The sequence below is a fragment of the Bradyrhizobium sp. OK095 genome, from assembly GCF_900109945.1.
Taxonomy (GTDB): domain Bacteria; phylum Pseudomonadota; class Alphaproteobacteria; order Rhizobiales; family Xanthobacteraceae; genus Bradyrhizobium.
The window spans coordinates 42,944-63,607 of the sequence record NZ_FOBX01000013.1; the positions used below are offsets into that span (position 1 = coordinate 42,944).

25 protein-coding genes are annotated in these 20,664 nt (G+C 63.5%); 7 read left to right on the forward strand and 18 right to left on the reverse strand.

Features of this window, described 5'->3' with window-relative positions:
- Positions 1–79: 79 nt before the first annotated feature.
- Complete coding sequence (locus tag BMW89_RS29020; RefSeq protein WP_092031842.1) at positions 80–1,063, reverse strand: helix-turn-helix transcriptional regulator; 984 nt, start codon at positions 1,061–1,063, stop codon at positions 80–82.
- 84 nt (positions 1,064–1,147) lie between these two features.
- Between BMW89_RS29020 and BMW89_RS29025 the strand changes: the two genes are divergently transcribed.
- Together BMW89_RS29025 and BMW89_RS29030 are read left to right on the forward strand one after the other, a co-directional pair.
- The gene (locus BMW89_RS29025) at positions 1,148–1,792 is read left to right on the forward strand and encodes a glutathione S-transferase family protein (protein WP_092031845.1); all 645 of its coding nucleotides are present in this window, start codon (positions 1,148–1,150) and stop codon (positions 1,790–1,792) included.
- A gap of 17 nt (positions 1,793–1,809) precedes the next feature.
- A complete protein-coding gene (locus BMW89_RS29030; RefSeq protein ID WP_177196394.1) occupies positions 1,810–2,244 on the forward strand; it encodes a DUF6157 family protein in 435 nt (144 codons plus the stop codon).
- Here BMW89_RS29030 and BMW89_RS29035 read toward each other — a convergent pair whose 3' ends face one another.
- From BMW89_RS29035 to BMW89_RS29050, 4 genes are all read right to left on the reverse strand, one after another.
- Positions 2,245–3,030 carry an enoyl-CoA hydratase/isomerase family protein gene (locus BMW89_RS29035; RefSeq protein WP_092031848.1) on the reverse strand — a complete coding sequence of 262 codons (786 nt, stop codon included), beginning with the start codon at positions 3,028–3,030 and terminating at the stop codon, positions 2,245–2,247.
- A 12-nt stretch (positions 3,031–3,042) separates the two neighbouring features.
- Entirely contained in the window at positions 3,043–4,152 is a 1,110-nt protein-coding gene (locus BMW89_RS29040) for a cyclic nucleotide-gated ion channel (RefSeq protein WP_092031851.1), read from the reverse strand.
- A gap of 94 nt (positions 4,153–4,246) precedes the next feature.
- The gene (locus BMW89_RS29045; RefSeq protein ID WP_092032343.1) at positions 4,247–4,465 is read right to left on the reverse strand and encodes a hypothetical protein; all 219 of its coding nucleotides are present in this window, start codon (positions 4,463–4,465) and stop codon (positions 4,247–4,249) included.
- A 120-nt stretch (positions 4,466–4,585) separates the two neighbouring features.
- A complete protein-coding gene (locus tag BMW89_RS29050; protein WP_092031854.1) occupies positions 4,586–6,034 on the reverse strand; it encodes a TAXI family TRAP transporter solute-binding subunit in 1,449 nt (482 codons plus the stop codon).
- A gap of 404 nt (positions 6,035–6,438) precedes the next feature.
- On the opposite strand from BMW89_RS29050, the gene BMW89_RS29055 reads away from it, so the two are divergent.
- Both BMW89_RS29055 and BMW89_RS29060 read left to right on the forward strand, forming a co-directional pair.
- Positions 6,439–6,786: a DUF3307 domain-containing protein gene (locus tag BMW89_RS29055; protein ID WP_050994376.1), complete on the forward strand. Its 348-nt coding sequence runs from the start codon at positions 6,439–6,441 to the stop codon at positions 6,784–6,786.
- 285 nt (positions 6,787–7,071) lie between these two features.
- On the forward strand, positions 7,072–7,491 hold the full coding sequence (locus BMW89_RS29060; protein ID WP_092031862.1) for a hypothetical protein: 420 nt from the start codon (positions 7,072–7,074) through the stop codon (positions 7,489–7,491).
- On the opposite strand, the gene BMW89_RS29065 is transcribed toward BMW89_RS29060, so the two are convergent.
- The gene (locus tag BMW89_RS29065; protein ID WP_092031865.1) at positions 7,488–7,811 is read right to left on the reverse strand and encodes a YkgJ family cysteine cluster protein; all 324 of its coding nucleotides are present in this window, start codon (positions 7,809–7,811) and stop codon (positions 7,488–7,490) included. The genes BMW89_RS29060 and BMW89_RS29065 overlap by 4 nt on opposite strands.
- 4 nt (positions 7,812–7,815) lie before the next feature.
- Positions 7,816–8,514 (reverse strand): helix-turn-helix transcriptional regulator, encoded by a 699-nt coding sequence (locus BMW89_RS29070; protein ID WP_092031870.1) that lies wholly within the window; start codon positions 8,512–8,514, stop codon positions 7,816–7,818.
- Positions 8,515–8,626: 112 nt separating this feature from the next.
- Between BMW89_RS29070 and BMW89_RS29075 the strand changes: the two genes are divergently transcribed.
- Together BMW89_RS29075 and BMW89_RS29080 are read left to right on the forward strand one after the other, a co-directional pair.
- Entirely contained in the window at positions 8,627–8,887 is a 261-nt protein-coding gene (locus BMW89_RS29075; RefSeq protein WP_092031873.1) for a hypothetical protein, read from the forward strand.
- Between the two features lie 35 nt (positions 8,888–8,922).
- Positions 8,923–9,651, forward strand: coding sequence for a glutathione S-transferase family protein (locus BMW89_RS29080; RefSeq protein ID WP_092031877.1), 729 nt, complete (start codon positions 8,923–8,925; stop codon positions 9,649–9,651).
- Between the two features lie 79 nt (positions 9,652–9,730).
- Here the strand turns inward: BMW89_RS29080 and BMW89_RS29085 are convergent, their stop codons facing one another.
- The 11 genes from BMW89_RS29085 to BMW89_RS29135 form a co-directional block, all read right to left on the reverse strand.
- Complete coding sequence (locus BMW89_RS29085) at positions 9,731–10,882, reverse strand: ABC transporter substrate-binding protein (protein WP_092031882.1); 1,152 nt, start codon at positions 10,880–10,882, stop codon at positions 9,731–9,733.
- 93 nt (positions 10,883–10,975) lie between these two features.
- A complete protein-coding gene (locus BMW89_RS29090) occupies positions 10,976–11,395 on the reverse strand; it encodes an acyl-CoA thioesterase (protein WP_092031885.1) in 420 nt (139 codons plus the stop codon).
- 12 nt (positions 11,396–11,407) lie between these two features.
- On the reverse strand, positions 11,408–12,169 hold the full coding sequence (locus tag BMW89_RS29095; RefSeq protein WP_092031888.1) for an SDR family NAD(P)-dependent oxidoreductase: 762 nt from the start codon (positions 12,167–12,169) through the stop codon (positions 11,408–11,410).
- 25 nt (positions 12,170–12,194) lie between these two features.
- Complete coding sequence (locus BMW89_RS29100; protein WP_092031897.1) at positions 12,195–14,078, reverse strand: feruloyl-CoA synthase; 1,884 nt, start codon at positions 14,076–14,078, stop codon at positions 12,195–12,197.
- Complete coding sequence (locus tag BMW89_RS29105; protein WP_092031900.1) at positions 14,075–14,884, reverse strand: crotonase/enoyl-CoA hydratase family protein; 810 nt, start codon at positions 14,882–14,884, stop codon at positions 14,075–14,077. The genes BMW89_RS29100 and BMW89_RS29105 overlap by 4 nt, the downstream gene beginning before the upstream one ends.
- A gap of 192 nt (positions 14,885–15,076) precedes the next feature.
- Positions 15,077–15,475, reverse strand: coding sequence for a type II toxin-antitoxin system HicB family antitoxin (locus tag BMW89_RS29110; protein WP_092031903.1), 399 nt, complete (start codon positions 15,473–15,475; stop codon positions 15,077–15,079).
- 5 nt (positions 15,476–15,480) lie between these two features.
- Positions 15,481–15,669, reverse strand: coding sequence for a type II toxin-antitoxin system HicA family toxin (locus BMW89_RS29115; RefSeq protein WP_092031908.1), 189 nt, complete (start codon positions 15,667–15,669; stop codon positions 15,481–15,483).
- 43 nt (positions 15,670–15,712) lie between these two features.
- Positions 15,713–16,171, reverse strand: coding sequence for a DUF3237 domain-containing protein (locus tag BMW89_RS29120; RefSeq protein WP_092031912.1), 459 nt, complete (start codon positions 16,169–16,171; stop codon positions 15,713–15,715).
- Complete coding sequence (locus BMW89_RS29125) at positions 16,171–17,490, reverse strand: TRAP transporter large permease (protein WP_092031916.1); 1,320 nt, start codon at positions 17,488–17,490, stop codon at positions 16,171–16,173. Before BMW89_RS29125 ends, BMW89_RS29120 begins: the two co-directional genes overlap by 1 nt.
- Before the next feature lie 2 nt (positions 17,491–17,492).
- Positions 17,493–18,002 (reverse strand): TRAP transporter small permease, encoded by a 510-nt coding sequence (locus BMW89_RS29130; protein WP_092031921.1) that lies wholly within the window; start codon positions 18,000–18,002, stop codon positions 17,493–17,495.
- Positions 18,003–18,168: 166 nt separating this feature from the next.
- Positions 18,169–19,185 (reverse strand): TRAP transporter substrate-binding protein, encoded by a 1,017-nt coding sequence (locus tag BMW89_RS29135; RefSeq protein ID WP_092031926.1) that lies wholly within the window; start codon positions 19,183–19,185, stop codon positions 18,169–18,171.
- Between the two features lie 252 nt (positions 19,186–19,437).
- Between BMW89_RS29135 and pobA the strand changes: the two genes are divergently transcribed.
- Positions 19,438–20,607: a 4-hydroxybenzoate 3-monooxygenase gene (gene pobA, locus BMW89_RS29140; RefSeq protein ID WP_092031930.1), complete on the forward strand. Its 1,170-nt coding sequence runs from the start codon at positions 19,438–19,440 to the stop codon at positions 20,605–20,607.
- Positions 20,608–20,664 lie beyond the last annotated feature (57 nt).

Below are 20,664 nucleotides of genomic sequence, written 5' to 3' on the forward strand. Positions count from 1 at the left end.
AAACGCGAATGCGTTCATGACGCGAGCCGGGAATCGTGTTTCAGGATTGTTTCGTGGGCCGCGGCGAGATGCGCCGTCGTCAGGCTTTCCGCGCCGCTGCGCGGTAGCGCGCAGCCATCGCCTGAATCATCTCCGTCATCTTCTCGCGAAGATCAGCCGGCTCCAGCACCTCGGCCTCGGAGCCGAGCCGCAGCAATTCGGCGACGGCATGCCATGAGGTCTTGCCGGTCGGCACTCTCGCGATGCGCCAGCCGTCTGCGTCGGTGGCTTCTTCGATCTGTGTGCGCGCCCTGACGTATGGCTGGCTCAGCGCGTCCAGCAATTTGACGCCGAGCGGCGATAGCCGGACGACCGCGATATTGGGATGCATCTCGGCTTCGAGGCGGAGCGTTGCATCTCGCCAATAGGCGGCAAGATCGAAATCGGCGGGGCGATCGAAGCGGTCGTCGAGTGCGGTACAGTCGAGCACGCGCGCGATACGATAGGTGCGCACGCTGCCGTCGACTTGTCCCGCGAGATACCAGCTGCCGCCCTTCAGCACGAGACCCAGCGGCGCCACGCGGCGTTGCTTCTCGGCGCGCCAGCTCTGGTAGCGGATCTTGATCAATGTCCCGCGCAAAGCCGCCCCGGCAATGGCGCGCAGATGTTTTGGCTCTTCTGTCTCGCCGAACCAGCCCGGCGCGTCGAGGTGAAAGCGCTCCTGCATCCGTCCGGCGTCTTCGCGCAGGTTGGCGGGCAGCGCCGCCATCAGCTTGTTCTGCGCCGCGATCATCGCCGCATCCAGCCCGAGCGCCGCCGCAGGGCCCGGGAGCCCTGCGAGGAACAGCGCTTCCGCCTCGTTCTGCGACAGGCCGTTCAGCCGCACGCGATAGCCGTCGAGCAGGCGATAGCCGCCCTCCGCGCCGCGGTCGGCATAAACGGGGACGCCGGATGCCGCGAGCGCGTCGATGTCGCGATAGATTGTGCGCACCGAGACCTCGCAGGCCTCCGCAAGCTCGGGCGCGGTGACCTGCCCTCTGGCCTGGAGGGTGGTGAGGATCGACATCATTCGGCTCGCGCGCATGCTCTCTTAAACCATACCTGACACAGGATGTCAGGTATGGTCCGCTACAAGCACAATCGCCAGCCGGCCAGATGGAGATTTGCCATGACCGATTCCCACCGCGTCACCCTGTATTATTCGCCGCAAAGCCGCGCCACCGGCACGCGGGTGCTGCTGGAGGAGCTCGGCGCTCCCTACGATCTCCATGTCCTCAACATGAAGGCCGGCGAGCAGCGCCAGCCGGCTTTTCTCGCCATCAATCCGCTCGGCAAGGTGCCGGCGATCCGCCACGGCGAAGCGCTGGTGACCGAGCAGGTCGCGATCACCATCTATCTCGCCGATCTCTTCCCGCAGGCAGGGCTGACGCCCGCGCTGAACGATCCGTTGCGCGGCCCCTATCTGCGCTGGATCGCCTATTACGGGGCGTCCTTCGAGCCGGCGCTGATCGACAAGTTCATGCAGCGCGAGCCGGCGCCGATCATGCAGTCGCCCTATGCCGACTACGACACCATGCTCGGCGCGCTGGAGACGCAATTGTCGAGGGGACCGTATCTGCTCGGCGAGCGCATGACGGCCGCCGACGTGCTGTGGGGTGTCGCGTTCAGCTGGACCATGATGTTCGGCATCGTGCCGAAGAAGGACGTTTTTGTTCGCTATGCCGAGCGCATGACCTCGCGGCCGGCGTTCCAGCGGATCAATGCGGCGGATGAGGAGATGGCGGCGCAGCATGCCGCGGCGGCTGGCGGGTGAATGATCCGGGGTTGCAGATGACGAAGCCGATGCACACGACCAACTGCTTCAACACTTTCATCCGGGTTGCTGAAGACTGTCCTGCGCGTACTGGCGAGGAGCCGCCGCTCCGCGGGGGAAAGCCGACGGTGGCGTGCCTGCAATACGGGATGATCGCCAAGGCGCCCTATGAATATACGTCCGACGACGTGATCTTCGCGACGTCTGCGCCGGGACGCGAGCTCGATGTGAAGGCGACGAAAACGGAGAAGCATGCGGCCCGTGAAGCGTTCTTCTCCCGGGGGCAGGCCTGCATGAGGGCGTCGAGCCTGGGCAAGCGCTTCGGCTGGGGCGTTCATGCCGACAATGAGGGCCGGATCGCGATCTACGCCATCGACAGCAAACGCTATCAGGCGCTCCTCCGCGATTCCAAGCTCACGCAGGTGCGCGCGATGCGGTCGAAGCGGGCGTGATCAGAATTTCGGCGCTCGCTTCTCCGCAAAGGCCTTGATGCCTTCCTTGATCTCGTCGCCGCGCATGCTGTCGCGGTGGCGCTGGTCGGCGGCGGGTTCGTCCAATTCGCCGCGGGCGAATTCATTGATGGCGCGCTTCATGCCGCGCATCGCCTGCGGCGCGTTGCCGGCGAGAATGCCGGCAAGCTTGTCGACCTCTTCATCCAAAAATTCCACCGGCACCATGGCGGTGAGATAGCCGATCCGCAGCATCTCCGGCGCGCTGATCTTTTGCGCAGTCAAAAACAGTTTTTTCGCATTGTCGAGGCCGAGCCGCGTCACGTAGCGTTTGATGCCGCCCCTGTAATAATGCAGCCCGAGCCGCGCCGCCGGCATGAACATCTCGGCGGTGTCGACGCCGATGCGGAAATCGCAGGCGAGCGCGAGGTCGGTCGAGCCGCCATAGACGCCGCCGTTGAGACGGCAGATCGTCGGCACGCCCAGATCCTCCAGCCGGTTGACGACCATTTCGAAGGCGGAGCCCGCACTCTGCTGCTCGTTCGCGCTCACCGCGCGTTCTGCCACCGAGTTGAGGTCGTAGCCTGCGGAGAACGCGCGTCCGGTGCCGGTCAGCACCATCACGCGGATGGTGGGATCAGCCTCGATCCGGTCGAACAGTTTTACAAGTTCGCCGAGATCCTCGGCCTGGAGCCGGTTGAGATGTTTTGGACGGTTGAGGCGGACGGTGGCGCGTGCGCCATTGATTTCGAGCACGGGGCCGGAAGCCGCGTCGGTGATGTCCGACATTCTTGTCTCCATTTACTTGTTTTCGAGCGTTCGCCGCTTTGCCTCGGTATCGATGGTCTCGGCAAGATCAGGATGCCGTGCCATCAGCACGCGGAAATCGACGAGGTCGAGCACCAGCAGCCGCGACACCTTCGTGGTCGAGACATTGGCGCCGCGCATGTTGTTGCCGAGCAACGCCATCTCGCCGAAGAAGGCGCCGTCGCCAAGCTGCACCTTCTTGCCGGGCAGGTCGACCTCGACCGCACCGGCGGCGATGAAATACATGCAATCACCCTGCGCGCCTTTGCGGATGATCATGGTGCGCGCCGGCAGCTCCATGGTCCGCAGCATGTGGGTGACGTCGGCGATGGCGGCAGGCCCAAGCGCCGCGAAGAACGGCACCTTGCTGACGGATTCCCAGGTCTTGAGGAAATTGTCGCGCCTTGTTTCGGCGGCAAAGCCGGTGGCCAAAATACCGGTCCAGAGGCCGAACACGCCGAGGCCGGAGATCATCACCAGCGCCGCCACCATGCGGCCAACCGGCGTGACCGGCACGACGTCGCCATAACCCGTCGTCGTCATTGTCACGACCGCCCACCACAGCGCGGCGGGGACGCTGCCAAAGGTCTGCGGCTGCACGTCCCGCTCCAGGAAATATTCGGCGACGGAGGCCAGGAAGACCACCATCAGGAAGATCACGAGCACGCTGAGCAGCGGCCCCGATTCCAGCACCAGCACGCGGCGGAGCTGGCGCAGGCCCGGAATGCCCGGCACCACCTTCAGCACCCAGAGCACGCTGAGCAGCCAGGCCGTCTTGGGCTCGAGGCCGAGGAGAAGCGCAACCGGCACGGCCAGGGCTCCGATCGCATCGACGATGCCGGCGGAAGAGGACATGTAGAGCGCAAGGCGCCCGGTTCGCGCCATGTGGCGCAGCCGGACCACCCATTCGAACACGAAATAGGCGAGGCAGATCCACAGCAGGGCATCGACCCAGTGGTGTGCGGTCTCATAGGCCGGGCCGACCGTCAGCAGGACCATGCTGAGCACGCCGACGGCCACGGCCACATAGGCCGCCTTGGTCATGTTGCGGCCGGTCGTGGCGGCCGCGAACTGGGCCAGAGCGGAGATCAGCGGCATAGACATCGGGGAAGGCGGCTCGGTTTTGGCGGTCCCGGCTGGGACCTCAATGCCAAAATGCCCGCCCGGGCAGGGGCCGTCAACGATCGGCGCCGGGGCGCTACCTGAAATGTGGCGGCTCGTCGTAGCCCCGGCGGTTGCTGAAAAACAGGAGCATCATCAAGCCGATGCCGACGACGATGGAGAAACCCGCCCCCAGCGCCAGTGCCACATAGCGTTCCGTCGGGAGCGCCTCCCCCTCGACTGACATTGCCGAATAGGCGAAATAACCGGCAGCAATCAACATTCCCAGAAGGAGTATGACGAGGAGCGTACGCATGGCGCGTTCTCCGGTTGTATCCGGGAACAAACAGTTGTGGCCGGGGAGGGTTCCCGAATTCAACCCGATGATTCGGGAAATATCGGCAAAGCTTCGCTGGAAGGCCTTGGAATCGATAGGTCAGGCACTCTGAGCTGTCTTCACCACCACGACATTACTCTCGTCGTGCTGGGAAGGGGCAGTATCCTGGGCGACCTTGTCGGCATCGGCGCAATGGCGTTTGAGATAGTCACGGCGCATGCCGATCTCGTCACGGACGAACTCATAGCCGAGCTTGAAGGTGTCGAGCCCGTCGGTACTGATCGTGCCGTCCCGCAAGCCGATAACCGCGCCGCGCAAAATGCCCTCGAGCTCGTCCTGGAGACATTCGAGCTGGTCCAGTGAATGGGCGTGCTCGATGCGTTCGCCGATGTCGAGGACGGCGGTAGAAAGCTCGCCAGCTTTCTCCGGCGCGATCCTTGTGATCTTGGCGTAGATCGCCGCGAAGATCGAGCCGATGACGCTGAGCGCGGCGGCGCCGAGATACATCAGGTCGCTGTATTTATCCATGAACGATTTGGTGTCGTCGTTGATGTAGTCGGCCGCGCCCTGATGCGCCATCACGTAGGCGTCCTTCTCGACGGAGGCCGGCTCGATCCTGCTGGCAAAACCGTTGTCGAGCCCGAGGGCGGACTTGTTCTCGTAAACGATGCGCGCGAGATCCCCGGCCGTGGTCGCCGACATCCTGGATTGCGCGACCAGCAGCCATTCGAGCCCGATCGTCTCGAGGTCGTCGTCGGGAATTTCAGGCGAGGCCGACAGCGTGCCTGCCGTCAGCGTCTCGTCGGAAATACCCGGGAATCTGCGTGCCAGCGCCTTGGTCTCGTCGATTGCATTCAGTGTGAAGCCGCCGCGTTTGGCGACCTGCTCATAGCCTTTGTCCCGCACTGCCTTCGAGGCGTGGACGACCGCGATCACCGCGCCGAAGCCGCTGGCCGGGGCGAACAGCTTGTCGAGCGTTGCGCCCTGCGGCGCCATCTGGATCATCTTCGCGGCATCAGGCCCGTCGGGAATGTCGAGGATGCTGCGCGCGAAGGCGAGCGAGGATTCGTTCTCGGCGAGGACGGCGACCTTCTTCTTCTTGAGCTCGGCAAGCGACTTGATCTTCTTGTTGCCCGGACCGAGCAGGAGCACGAGATCATGCTCGAGGATTGCGAGCGTGCGCGCCCGCAGCGGCACCTTGGCGTCGGTGCGTAGCACGGCGAGATCGGCCTGCTTGCGGTCGAACTGCGCCAGCGCCTTGGCATTGTCGGGGCTGTTGACGATCTTGATCCGGAAGCGCGAGGCGTTGGTCTTGAGCAGCGCGGCGAGCTTGGCGGCGAACAGCGCTTCGTCGCTGTTGGGGGCGCCGACGGCAAAGGTCAGCGTCTCCGAATTGTGCAGCCAGGTGCGGCCCGCCCAGACGGTGGCAAGCGACAACAGAAGGGTCAGCACGACGTACAGAAAGACCTGCTGCTGATTGGTCTTGATCACCTTGGGGCGCCGCGGCGGCGGCTCGATCGGCGATGAAGTGGGGCCTTCAGTACTCATGGCAGCACTCTTGGCCTTATTCCCGGGTGGCGGACGGCTCGCGGATGTGATCGCTGCGCGCGCCCTGTAATTCGTAAACGCCTGAAAAAAGAACGGTATTCTCTGCCGTCGATGATACCGCGAAGGTTGTGGAATGCAAATTTCGAGCCGAAAATAACCTTACTCAACTCCACCGCGTCGTTTGGTCATCCTATCACCAGTTAGCCACAGTTGGCGATTTTCCGGTTCCCCCCGGCTGCATTCCGCCGCGGGAGATGTCATAAATCGGAGGCCCGGCGATTTGACCGGTCCAAGAAGAAGTTGCGCTGAACGCTCCAATTTTTCTTGTCACGTCAATGAGGGCGTCAGCTTTGTCGTTTCCACCCATGTCATCGGCGATTCCGATCGAAGCGCTCATTGGCTGGATGCTGCTGCTCACCTTCAAGCACATCATCGCCGATTTCGTGCTCCAGACCGCCTGGATGGCGCAGGGCAAGGATCAGAAGCACGGCTGGGCCCTGCCGCTTCTGGTGCACTGCCTGATTCACCTTGCGGTTGCGCTGCCGCTGATCCTGATCGTGGCTCCTAAATTCTGGTTCGTGGCGTTCATCGATTTCGTCATCCACATCACCATCGACCGCGCCAAGGGGCTGGTCTCGGCCAATTTCGGTGTCGACCTCGCCCATCCCTGGTTCTGGACCCTGATCGGCGTCGACCAGGCCCTGCACCATCTCACCGGCTTCGGCCTGTCGATCTTCATGGCGGCGAACTGAGGCTGGCAGTCGGCTGGAGCGGCTGCCGGGCCGGCATGGTTCGAGACGGCGCTCCGCGCCTCCTCACCATGAGGGGTTAGAATCTTTCAGCAGCAACAGCCCTCATCCTGAGGAGCCCGCCAAAGGCGGGCGTCTCGAAGGATAGTCGCACCACTCCCGTTTCGACCCGCCCGCGCCCCTCTGATTCGCGGCTCACGCGCAACCACCCCGGGTGACTACCGCCCAGGGTAGTTAACCTTTCATTAGAGAATTGCGCTGCATCTTCCGTGTCGAGGGAGAACTTAAATGTTTTCAAGCCGCGACGCCTTTGAAAGCGATTTCTGCCCGGTCCGTGACGAACTCCTTGGCGAGATGTATCGCGCCAATGAAAGTGGCCTGCCGAGGCTGGTTGAGACTGTTACCCCGGACGTCCGCGCCATGCTGGCGCTGTTTTGCTATCGCCGCAGCCATCTGCATTCGCTGGCGGTTGCGATCGCAGGCAGCTGTAATGAGCGCGACCTGATCGAGAGCGGCGGCCGTGTCGGCTCGACGCTCTACGCTCTGTCGCGCGAAGGCTCGGCCAAATCGTCGCCGTCGGTGTCGGGGAGCCGCAAGCCGATCACGCTGTCGACCAAGCCGCTCTCGGTGCTCGCACCGATGGACGACGAGATCGACGACGAAGTCACCGAAGGCGTTGACGGGATCAGCGAAGCCGTTCCGGCCTAAGGGCCCGCAAGAATCGGCAGTCCAAATTTCCGCCGCGCCATCGCGCATTCGGCGTCGCCCGGCATGCATGTGCGGCAAACCTCCGGCCGTACTTCATAGATGCCGCAGGCCGTCTGCTTTCCAATCTCTCCCTGCAACGCCGAACAGCGATCGCCCTCGCAGCGCATGCCGGATTGACGCGCGTTGACGAGCGTCTCGGGAATCGCGGCAAGCTCCTCGTCGCTCTCGATCGAGAAGCGCGGCCAGTTCTCCGAATAGCCGCAGCAGGCGCCGCAGCCCTGGCAGCAGGTCGACAGGTCGACGGTTGAGGTCTCGTCCATCGTCTCATGTGTCCTTGGGCGGGCCCCAGACCAGGCTCTGCCGCCATCTCGCGCGCAGCACGTCGCGCCGCTCCGGATATCGCTCGTCGAGATAGGTCGCGTCCACGACGCGGTCGGTGCGGAAGCTGCGGAAGTCGCCGCGCAGCTCGCACCAGGCTGCAAGCAGGCGCACCGCTTCAAGATAGCCGACCGAGATCGGCCAGATCATACGCTCGCTGGGGCGGCCCTGCTCGTCGCGATAGCGCAGCATGATCTTCTTGCCTTCGTGGATATGAGTGCGCGTGCGCCCCATGTCCAGGCGATCCGGCTCCTTGTTCCAGCTCGGCCGCGCCCGGCTCGCCGGCTCCAGCACGAAGGGACGCAGGCGCTCGGGCACGGTGTCGGCGATCTTGGCCATCAGATCTTCAGCCGCGCGCGCCAGCGCAGAGTCGGCATGGCCCGCGACCCATTGTGCGCCCAGCACCGCCGCCTCGATCTCGTCGGGTGTCAGCATCAAGGGCGGCAGGTCGAAACCCTTTTCCAGGATGTAGCCCATGCCGGCTTCGCCGCGGATCGGCACGCGCTGCCCCATCAGCGTTGCGATGTCGCGATAGATCGTGCGCTTCGAGGTCTCGAGCTCGGCCGCGATGGCGTCCGCCGTCAGCGGCTTACGCGTGCGCCTCAGCACCTGGATGATCTGAAACAGCCGGTCGGCGCGTCTCATGACAATTCTCTTATCGTGGGCGGGTCAGGAAACGGCGTGTTGATGCTGACAGGATGTTGGCAGCAGGGGGGTTCTATACCGGGACAAGACATCGACTGAAGGGGATTTGTCCATGATCATTCCAACCCATTTCGGCCCGGCGGCTCCGCTGTGGCGGACACAAATGTGGTCCAACTGGGCGTTCGGCCGCCTCGTTTCGCTCGATCTCATGGCCGTCGACCTCCGGTTTGCGCTCGCAAGCGTGGTGACGCGCTCGCTGATCCAGGCTGCGAACGCGCTGGCCCGCCATGTGATGGGCCGCGCCTGGCGGGGGGCCCGTTTCGCAGAAGATATCACGGCTGCTGCCACCATGGTGGCAGCAGCCGGCAGATAGGTTCCGTCAACTTTCGCAGGTTCAGGAGAGCTCGCATGATCACGCTTTACGGCTTTGGCACCGGCTTCGGCCTGCCGGAAATCAGCCCCTTCGTCACCAAGACCGAGGTGCAGCTCAAGATGGCAGGACTGCCCTATCGGAAAGAGCGCGCGATGCCGCCCGCTTCGCCCAAGGGACAATTGCCGTTCATCGACGACGGCGGCGAGGCGGTGGCCGATTCCACCTTCATCCGCGCCCATATCGAGCGCCGCTATGGCTTCGATTTCGACGCCGGGCTGTCGTTGCAGGAACGCGCCCAGGCCTGGGCGTTCGAGCGCATGATCGAGCATCACGTTTATTTTGCGCTGGTCGGCGCGCGCTGGGTCGATCCGGTCAATTTCGCCAAGGGGCCTGCGCATTTCTTCGACGGCGCGCCGGAGCACAATCGCGAGAAGCTGCGGGAGGACGCACAATTCCGCGTCGCCGAGAACTATCTGCTCTCCGGCCTCGGCCGCCACGCGCCCGATGACGACGTCGAGCTCGCGGTGCGCTCGCTGTTCGCGCTGTCGGTGCAGCTCGGCGACAAGTCGTACCTGATGGGCAGCAAGCCCTGCGGCGTCGATGCCACCGCCTTCGGCGCACTCGCTGGAATTCTGACGCCGTTCTTCGAATCCGGCCTGCGCCAGCGGGCCGAGGGATTTGCGAACCTCACCGCTTACGTCGATCGCATGATGGACACGTACTATCCGGAGTTCGCCTGGACGCCGCTGCGGCAGGCCGCCTGAGGTCGCTCAAGCGGATCGCACAAAGAAAAAGAGCCGGCCTATCGGGCCGGCTCTCGTCATCTCAAGACTGACGCCTCGCTTACTTCACCAGCGTGTACTTGCCGTCCTTGACCGTGAGCAGGATGCGCGAGCGGTCGTCGAGACCGTAGCGGTCCTTTTCGGTGAAGTTGTAGACACCCTGGCTTGCCGCGATTTCCCGCTCCGACAGCAAGGCCTGGCGGATCGCCTCGCGGAATTCCGGCGTGCCGGGTTTTGCGGTTTTCAGCGCCGTCGGGATCACGCGCTTCAGGACCTCGAACGCGTCGTAGGAATGGCCGGCGAACTGGCTGCGGCTGTTCGGACCGTACTTGCCCTCATAGGCGGTGTTGAGCGCGAGGCCCGGTTTCTTGGTCGCTGCTTCGTCCGGCTGATCCTCCGGGTCCATCACCGGGCCCGACGCCATCAGCACGCCTTCCGCCGCTTTGCCGGCGATGCGGATGAAATCCATGCTGGCCGCGCCGTGGGTCTGGTAGATCAGGCCCTGGTAACCGCGCTCGCGGAGCTCGGTCTGCGGCAGCGCGGCGGCGGTGCCGGAGGCGCCGACCAGGATCGCGTCGGGATTGGCAGCGACGAGCTTCAGCACCTGTCCGGTGACCGAGGTATCGGGGCGCGCGAACCTTTCTTCGTCCGCAAGGGTCATGCCCATCGGCACGCCCTGGGCCTTGAAGTCGTTGAACCAGAGGTCGCCGTAGCTATCGGAATAGCCGATATAGCCGACGGTCTTCACGCCCTTCGACTTCATGTGCTGGTAGAGCACCTTGCCCATGATCGGAATCGGCTGCGGCATCGCCACCGACCACTTCATGCGTTCCGGCGTGATCGGGAATGGCGCGAGGCCGAAATGCGGAATGCCGGCTTCGTTGGCGACGTTCGAGACCGCAATGGTCGACGGTGTCAGCGCCGAGCCCATGATGATGTCGGCCTTGGATTCCGTGACGAAGCGCCGCGCATTGGTGGTCGCGGTGGTGGGATCGCCGCCGTCGTCGAGCACGATCACCTTCAGCGGCACGCCGCCGATCTCCTTCGGTACGAATTCCAGCGCGTTACGCTCGGGAATGCCGAGGGCGGCACCGGGGCCGGTCGTGGTGGTGGTGATGCCGATGGTGATTCCGGCGGTCTGGGCCAGCGCAGGCAGCGCCGGCAGGGCAAGCGTCGCCGCGGTGATGGCGGCGGTCAGGTAAAAGCGTTTCATCTATTGTTCCTCCCTTTACGTGTTTCTTTGAAAGCAGAAATCGGGGGGTAATTCAGCCCCCTCTTTTGGCGATGCGGCGATTTAGTTCCGGATCTAACTTCCTGTGAATTTGGCGACCATTTCCGCCGGGAACGGTGCCGATTTCAGCTTGTCGGGATTGTCGGGGTCGCGACCGACCAGGACGCGGGTCTCAAAGCCCTCGATCGCCAGCGCCTCGCCCTTGTAGACGTTGTGCTTCACCTCGAAGCTCGAGCGTTTGATGCTCTCGATCTTCGTTTCGATGGTGATCCAGTCGCCATAGGTCGAGGGGATGTAGAATTTGGACCGCGTGTCGACCATGGGAATGCCCACCAGGCCGTATTTTTTGACCAGGTCCTGCTTCGAGAACCCGGCGACCTCGAACAGGGTCGATGTCGAATCGTCGAACATCGCGAAATAGCGCGGGTAATAGACGATGTTGGCGGGGTCGCAGTCGCCCCACTGGATCTGGACGTCGCGCCGGTTCACGAACATGCGGCGTGTGCCTTACTTCGGCGCCATGCGCAGCGAGCCGTCGAGGCGCACCACTTCGCCGTTGAGGTAGGAATTCTCGACCATGTGCAGCGCGAGGGCCGCGAATTCGTCGGCGTGGCCGAGCCGGCGCGGGAAGGGGATCGCGGCGGCCAGCGAATCCTGGGCTTCCTGCGGCAGGTTCGCGAGCAGGGGGGTGAGGAACAGGCCGGGCGCAATCGTCAGCACGCGGACGCCGAACTGCGCGAGCTCGCGCGCGATCGGCAGCGTCATGCCGACGATGCCGCCCTTCGACGCCGAATAGGCCGATTGCCCGATCTGGCCGTCATAAGCGGCAACCGAGGCCGTGTTGATGATGACGCCGCGTTCGCCGGTCGCCTGCGGCTCGAGCTTGGACATCTCGGTTGCAGCGAGGCGCAGCATGTTGAAGGTGCCGATCAAATTGACCTTGATGACCTTGTCGAAATCGGCGAGCGCCATCGGGCCGTCGCGGCCGACGACGCGTTTTGCGACGCCGATGCCGGCGCAGCTGACCAGCACGCGGGCCGGGCCATGGGCCTTGGTCGCCTGCGCGATCGCAGCTTCAGCGGAGGCGGCGTCGGAGACGTCGCAGGTCACGGCCACGCCCTTGATCTCGGCGGCAACGGTCTCCGCAAGCTTGGTATTGAGATCGAACACCGCGACCCTGGCGCCCTGCGCCGCCAGTTTTCGCGCGGTGGCAGCGCCCAGTCCCGATGCACCGCCGGTGACGATGGCTGCCTGATCCTTCAACAACATGGCGTTCTCCTGGTGCGATGGTTTCTTAGCCGACCGATATCACATGGTCCGATGGATTGGCAGCGTAGAGCTCGTCGATCAGCTCACCGCGATGTTCGAGCACCGCGCGCTGGTTGATCGAGCCCTTGTCGGTGACCTCGCCCTTGTCGATCGATAGCGGCGCGTCCAGCAGGATTGCGCGCGTGATCCGCGTCGAGGAGCCGGTGGCCGACGAGAGGAAACGCGTCAGGCGCTCGCGAAAAGCTTCGCGAACCAGCCGGTCGCGGGCGGTGACGGTGAGGTTGTCGGCGGGCAGCGTCGGGTTGATCAGCCGGCAGCCGTCGAGATCGAGCAGCACCAGCGCGGAGACCTCGTCGCGATTGATGCCGGCGATGACGACGTCGCGCACCAGCGGCGCGCAGGCCGCAACAAACCGCGCGCGCAGCGGGCCGACACTGACCCAGGTGCCGCTGCCGAGCTTGAAATCCTCACTGACGCGGCCGTCGAAATCGAAGCCGGCGTTGAGATCATCGGGATCAGCGGGCTTGAGCGCATCGCCCATCATGTAAAACCCTTCCTCGTCGAAGGATTTTGCGGTGATCTCGGGCTGCCGCCAGTAGCCGGGCATCACGTTAGGGCCCTTGGCGCGCACTTCCATCTTGCCGTTGTTCGGAACTAGCTTGGCGTCGTTGCCCGAGACGGGCAGGCCGACATGGCCGGAGCGGCTGGTGCGCGGATTGACCGACATGAAGAACGGCGAGGTCTCGGTCGCGCCAAGCCCGGTCAGCATCGGCACGCGATAACCCTTCTCCTTCACCGCGAGCTCGTCGAGGCTGTTCCAGACGAACGGCGACAGCGCCGCACCCGAGAAGAACATCGCGTGCAGCCGATCGAAGAATTTTGCGCGCAGGCCCTGGTCGTCGCGCAAATAGGGCAGCAGCGATTCATAGCCCTTGGGGACGTTGAAGTAGACCGTCGGCGAAATCTCCTGGAGATTGCGCACGGTCTCCTCGATACCGCCAGGCACCGGCTTGCCGGCGTCCAGATACATCGAGCCGCCATTGTAGAGCGTCAGCCCGATATTGTGGTTGCCGCCAAAGGTGTGGTTCCACGGCAGCCAGTCGATGATGACAGGCGGCTCGTCCTTGAGGAAGGCGAGCGTCTCGCGCAGCATGACCTGGTTGGCGCAGATCATGCGCTGGGTGTTGATGACGGCCTTGGGATTGCCGGTCGAGCCCGAGGTCAGCAGAAATTTTGCGATCGTGTCGGGGCCGATCTTGCCGTGCATTACGTCGAGATCGCCGCGGACCGGCGTCGCCATGAGGTCGGCGAGCAGCGTGACATCGCGGCCCGGCACGTGGCCGTAGGACGCCGCGATCTCGGTGCCGAGCGAGACATTGGCAGCGAGCGCATCCGAAAACTTGTCGGCATCCTCGGCGAAGACGAGGCCGGGCGTCAGCAGCTTCATCAGATAGGAGAGTTTTCCGTAATCCTTCGACACCAGCGAATAGGCCGGCGACACCGGGCAGAACGGAACGCCGGCATAGAACGCGCCGAACGCCAGCAGCGCATGGTCGATCGAATTGCCGGAGAGGATGACGACCGGCCGCTCCGCCGACAGGCCGCGCCGGATCAGGCTGGAGGCAATGTGCCGGCTCGCGGTGAGCAGCTCGGCATAGGTGATCTTGCGCCAGCCGCGGCCACCCTCGCGCTCGGCCATGAAAATTCGGTCCGGCGTTGTCGCCGCCCAGTGGTGCAGACGGTCGGTGATGCGGACGGGATAGTCGCCGAGCGGCTGTTTGGGCCGCAGGTAAATCGTGCCGTCGTCGCGACGATCGATGTCGACGACGGGATCGCCGAACGAAATGGGCCGCAGCGGGGAAGTGCTCGCGCCGCGCTCCATGCTGGAAGAGGACGGCTGCGCGCTCATGACTTTGGCTTCACCTTGGCGGTCTTGTGCTCGAGGAATTCGCGGATCCTTCGTTTTGCCTCTTTGTCGCTCTGCGCCACCGTCGCCATCAGCGATTCCATCAAGAGCCCGGTCTGGGGATTGGCCTCCGCGATCATCGGCAGCGCCTGGAGCACGGCGAAATTCGTCAGCGGCGCGTTGGAGGCGATCTTGGTGGCAAGCTCCAGCGCCTTGCCGAGCCCGTTGTTGGCTTCGGTCAGATATTGCGCAAAGCCGTAGGAGGCGCCTTCGGTCGCGGTATAGACGCGGCCGGTCAGCATCATGTCCATCATCCGGGCAACGCCGATCAGCCGCGGCAGCCGCACCGAGCCGCCACCGCCGACGAAGATGCCGCGCTGCCCCTCCGGCAACGCAAAATAGGTCGAGGGCTCGGCGACGCGGATATGCGCCGCACAGGCAAGCTCCAGCCCGCCGCCGATCACGGCGCCCCGGAGCGCAGCGATAACAGGCACGCGGCTGTACTGGATGCGGTCGAACACCCGGTGCCACATCTGCGAATGCAGCAGGCCGCCGGTGGCGTCGTGGTCCTGCAGCTCGGACAGGTCGAGACCGCTGGAGAAATGATCGCCGATGCCGTGAATGACGACCGCGCCGATATCCTCGGGCAGGGACGCAAAACACTCGCCGATTTCCAGGATGATGCCGTCATTGAGCGCATTGCGCTTGGCCGGCCGGTTCAGACCCACGGTCAGAACCCGGTCCGCCCGCTCGATCCTCAACAGCCCGGAGGCGCCCGCGTCAGCGGTCTCGGCGTTTCCCTGTGTCATTTGCGTCCTTATAAGAATAGTTATGTTGTATAACGAATTTGGCGGGAGTCAATATGGCTGGGCCCGGGACGGCGCCTTACAGCGCGGGCGTTGCCACATCTTCCGTCATTGCGAGCGCAGCGAAGCAATCCAGACTGTATCCGCGGAAGCGGTCTGGATTGCTTCGTCGCTTCGCTCCTCGCAATGACGAGGTCAGACGGCTTCAGTGATCAACTTCTTCGCGGCCTGAGCAAGCAGTCCCGACCGCGTGTAGCCATGGGCCTCGGCATATCTGTCGATCTGCTCCAGCACGTCGCCGGGCAAGGTGACATTGACGCGTACGATCTTCGGCTGGCTGTCTTTCACCGACACCAGAATGGCGACGCCCGAGCGGTTCTCGGGATCTGACATGATGTCTTCGAGCGACGAAGGTTCCGGGATCGCTTCTTCGTCTTCCGCCATGCCTTCGAGGTGAAACGCCAGCGCTTCCTCGGCCATATCGCGTGCTTCGTCGAGCGTGGTCCCTGCGGTCACGAGTCCGGGCAGATCGGGAAACGACACGCCGAAATCGCTGTCGGCATCCTTATGGATCAATCCGATGTAATGACGCATGGCGCTCACCTCAGCTTCAGGCCGGACTGTTTTTCAATGCTCTTCAGCGTCCCCAGCGCCACGTCCCGCTTTGGGTGAGGGACCGTGACGCGGCCGCTTTTCGTCGGATGCTTGAATTGGACGTGGCTGCCCTTTTGAGCCACCTGAACCCAGCCGTCCCTCTGAAGGGCCGAGATAATGTCCCAGCTATTCATGGTGTGTATTTATACACACTATTCGTCTTTGTCAATGAAGCCCTCACACCACCTGATGCACGTCGATCACGACGCGGTCCGCGTGCCGCGCGGCGGAGCCCACAAAAATGTGCTCCATCAGCCAGCGATAGTTTTCATGCCCGGTCTCGAATTTCGGCACCGTGCGAAAATAAATCAGCTTCGGATCGACCGGCTCGCCGCGCTTGAGCTTTTGCAGCAGCTCGACCGGGCCGAAGCGCATGCCCTTGTTCTCGACATAGACGACCGCGCCGTCGTCGGTCTCGAAGGCGTATTTGGCCTCGAGGTCGATCAGCTCGTTGGGGCGGATGGTCTGGAAATCGGCGCCGAACGGCAGCACCTTGCCAGCGATTGCGCCCGTCACCTCGCCGCCGAGGATCGGGATGATGCGGCGAACGCCGATGCCGGTTTCGCCGGCGGTGACGACGTCGCCAATTTTGGCGGTGATGGTGAAGACGTATTTCGTTTCGAGGGTTGGTATCATCAGTGCGCCATCATGCGAGTTGGTAGCCAGGTCGCCAGAATGGGAAACGCGATCAGGATCACGAGCCTCACGAGATCGGTCGCCACGAACGGGATCACACCCTTGAAGATGGTGGAGAACGACACGTCCTTCACCACGCTTTTGATGACAAAGACGTTCATACCGACCGGCGGGTGGATCAGGCCGAGCTCGACGGTCATGACGATGATGACGCCGAACCAGATCGGGTCAAACCCAAGATGCGTGATCACGGGGAAAATGATCGGCACGGTCAGGATGATCATCGCCATGGCGTCCATCAGGCAGCCGAGCACCAGATACATCACCATGATCAGCGCCAGCACGCCGTAGGGGCCGAGGCCGAGGCCGGTCAAGAATTCCGTCACCTTTTGCGGGGTCTGCGTCACCGTGAGGAAATAGCCGAAAATCAAGGCGCCGATCAGCACGGTGAACACCGCGGCCGCGGTGCGCGTCGCCTGGAGCAGCGAAGCCAAAATCTTCTCGCGATCGAGCCGGCCCGTGACCACGCCGATGATGAAGGCGCCCGCGGCGCCGACGCCGCCGGCTTCCGTCGGGGTGAAGCGCGGCAAATAGGGCAGGCCGTAGAGGCCGCCGATGACGAACACGAACAGCAGCACCGGCGCCCAGATCTCCTTCAAGCCGACAAAGCGCTCGCGCCACGGCAGCACCTTGCCCTTGGGCAGGAAGTCGGGGCGGAAATAGCCGATCAGGAAGATCGTGATCATGTACATGGTCATCGCCAGCAGACCCGGGATGATGCCGGCCATGAACAGCTTGCCGATGTCCTGCTCGGTGATGATGCCGTAGACCGCAAGCACCGTGGAGGGCGGCAGCATCGCGCCTAGCGTGCCGCCGGCCGCGATCACGCCGGTCGCGAACGACTGCGGGTAGCCGAAGCGGCGCATCTCGGGATAGGCGACCGCGGAGAAGGTTGCGGCGGTCGCAACGGAAGAGCCGCAGATTGCGGCAAAGCCGCCGCAGGCGCCGACGGTGGCGATGCCGAGCCCGCCGCGCAGATGCCCGACAAAGCCGTTGGCGGCGCGGAACAGCTCGCGGCTCATGCCGGAATTGCTGACGAAGGAGCCCATCAGCAGGAACATCGGGATGACGCCGAACGTATAGTCGGTCACCGTGCGCATCGAGGTCTGGCCCACCAGCTTCAGCGCCGGCGTGGCGCCGACCAGATAGGTGAAGCCGGACACACCGACGAGGCCCATGGCCATGCCGACGGGCACGCGCAGCAGCATCAGCGCGAACAGGGAAACGAAGCCGAGGATGGCGACCGCATCGGTGCTCATGATTATTCCGTCGCCTTCAGCTTGGGGTCGTGCATCTCTTCCGGATGGAAGATCAATCGGTAGGTGCGGATCGCGATCAAGAGCACGGCCGAGACGTCGCCGATCCAGGCCACTGCGAAGAACGGCCAGGTCGGCATGTGCATATCAAAAGTCTGGACGTTGTCGTTGTAGGTGCCGCGCACCTTGTCGAACAGCGTCCAGGTCTGCACGGTGACGACGAACAGCAGCACCAGGGTCGCGAACACGTCGATCCAGCGCTGATAGCGCGGACCGACATTGCCCCAGACCAGGTCGACCGTGATGTGGGTGCCGCGATAGGAGGTCGCCGCGATGCCCCAGAAGATGAGGATGCCGAGCAGCAGCCGGCCGATATCGAACGAGTCGGGGATCGCGTAGTTCAGCGTGTTGCGCAACAGCACCGACAGGAAGATGTCGAGCGCGACGATGCCGACGAAAGCGGCCGCGATCCATTCGATCGAATCGATCACGCGATCCATCCAGGCGCGCTTCATGGGAGTTTCCTGTGTGATGTCATTCTCGTTCTCGACCCGGCCGCGGCCCTTCGCCTCTCCCCGCGTGCGGGGAGAGGGAGAGGAAGCATCGTGCGCTCCTAACCGCGCACCCGCAGGAGCACGGCGGCGAGATGCCCCTCGCCGCCGTGCTCCTTTCGACGCGAGGCTACTCCGCCAGCGCGTTGTACTTCTTCAGCGAGGCCTTCAGATCCGCCAGCGCTGCGTCGGGATCAGCGCCGGCTTTCTTGGCACCGTCGCCCCAGGTCTTCACCAGTGGCTCGGCGGCCTTCTTCCAGGCGGCAGTCTGCTCGGGCGTCAGCTTGTAGACCTCGTGATCGGTCTCCGCCTTCACCTTGTCGACGCCGGCGTCCTCGAACTTGCCCCAGTATTCGCCGACCACGCCGGCCATCTCGATCGAGCAGTTCTTGTCGACCGCGGCCTTCTGCTTGTCGGACATCGCGTTGTACTTGTCCTTGTTCATCACGAACACGAAGGTCGTGGTGTAGAGCGGCGCCTCCATGTCGTACTTGGTCACCTTGTCGATGCCGAACAGCACCAGGGAGCCCCAGGGGAAGGTGACGCCGTCGGCAACGCCGCGCTCGATGATGTCGCGCACTTCAGGCGCGGAGGACTGCACGTTGGTGCCGCCGAGCGAGGTGACGAAATTGGCCATGGTGGCGTGGGCGGGACGGATCTTCAGCCCCTTCACGTCCTCCGGCATCACGATCTTCTTGGTCTTGGAATGGAAGGAGGAGGGCGAGTGGACGAAGGCGAGGCAATATTTGACGTCCTTCATCTCCTTCTCGGCATATTTGCGATACCAGGCGTCCAGCCCCATCGAGCCGCCCTTGGCGTCCGAAATCAGGAACGGCAATTCACCGGCGCCGATGATCGGGAAGCGGCCGGGCTGGTAGCCGGGATTGACGTAGGTGACGTCGGCGATGCCATCGCGCGCCATGTCGTAATGGTCGAAAGCCTTGCCGAGCTGCTGGGCCGGAAACACCTTGCCCGTGATGGTGCCGCCGGAATCCTTGTTCACCGCGGCTACCCAATCTTCCAGGGATTTCTGCAGCGGGTGCGATGCCGGCACCCAGTGCGAGACCTTCAGGTCGAAGGTCTTGTCCTGCGCCAACGCAGGCGTCACGCTTGCTGCCAGCAGCAAAGCCAGACAGGCTTTCCTCATCACGAATCTCTCCCTCTTTGTGACTGCGGGCTTCGATGGCCCGGTCTCTTTAATTAACATGTTATCTAATTGGCCGGCGCATTCAAGCCGGAACTGGCGCGACATTGACGTCAGCCATTTTGCATGGATTTGTCGCGATGCGGCGACGCGCGCTCCCCTTTTGCCCAACGATTATATGATATAATTAACTTGCGCGGATCAGCACGACAAGCGAGCCGCGACGAAAGCCTACAGGATCGGGAGGAGCAAGTATTGCGGACAAAAGTCGCAATCATCGGGGCCGGGCCGGCCGGATTGTTGCTTGGGCAACTTCTGCACAGCTACGGCATCGACAATTTGATTCTGGAGCGGCAGAGCCCGGATTACGTGCTCGGGCGCATCCGCGCAGGCCTTCTGGAGGAGGGAACCGTCGCGTTGCTCGACCAGGTCGGCGCCGGCGCGCGGGCGCATGCCGAGGGCCTGCTGCATGAGGGCATCGAGCTTGCCTTTGCCGGCCGCCGTCATCGCATCGACATGAAGGGCGCGACCGGCAAGACTGTCATGATCTACGGCCAGACCGAGGTCACGCTTGACCTGATGAACGCGCGGAAAGCAGCCGGCCTCACCACCGTCTACGAAGCCAAAGATGTGCAGCCGCATGATTTCGATGGCAGTCACCCGCGCGCAACCTGGGTGAAGGACGGCGTCACCCATACGCTCGATTGCGACTTCATCGCCGGCTGCGACGGCTTTCACGGCATCAGCCGCGCCAGCGTCCCGTCCTCGGCGATCGAGGAGTTCGAGCGGATCTATCCATTCGGCTGGCTCGGCATTTTGTCGGAGACGCCGCCGGTCAGCCATGAGCTGATCTATTCCAACCACCCCCGCGGCTTTGCGCTCTGCACCATGCGCTCGATGAAGCGCAGCCGGCATTACGTCCAATGCTCGCTCGACGACCATGTCGACCAGTGGCCGGATGATCGCTTCTGGAATGAGCTGAAAAGTCGGCTTGACCAGGAGGCGGCCGACAGCCTTGTCACCGGCCCCTCGATCGAGAAGAGCATCGCGCCCTTGCGCAGCTTCGTCGCCGAGCCGATGCGCTTCGGCAAGATGTTTTTGTGCGGCGATGCCGCCCACATCGTGCCGCCCACTGGCGCCAAGGGACTTAACCTTGCCGCAAGCGATGCGCATTATCTGTCGAGCGCGTTCCGCGAGTTCTACGACGAGAAATCCAGCGCCGGCATCGATGCCTATTCCGCCAAGGCGCTGGCCCGGGTCTGGAAGGCCGTGCGCTTCTCCTGGTGGATGACCTCGATGCTGCACAAATTCCCCGACAACGGCACGATCGGCGCGCGCATCCAGGTCGCCGAGCTCGACTACGTCACGCAGTCACAAGCCGCGATGACGTCGCTGTCCGAGAATTATGTGGGGCTGCCGTTCTAACAAAGACTGTCATGCCCCGCGAAGGCGGGGCATCCAGTACGCCGTGGCCTATCGATC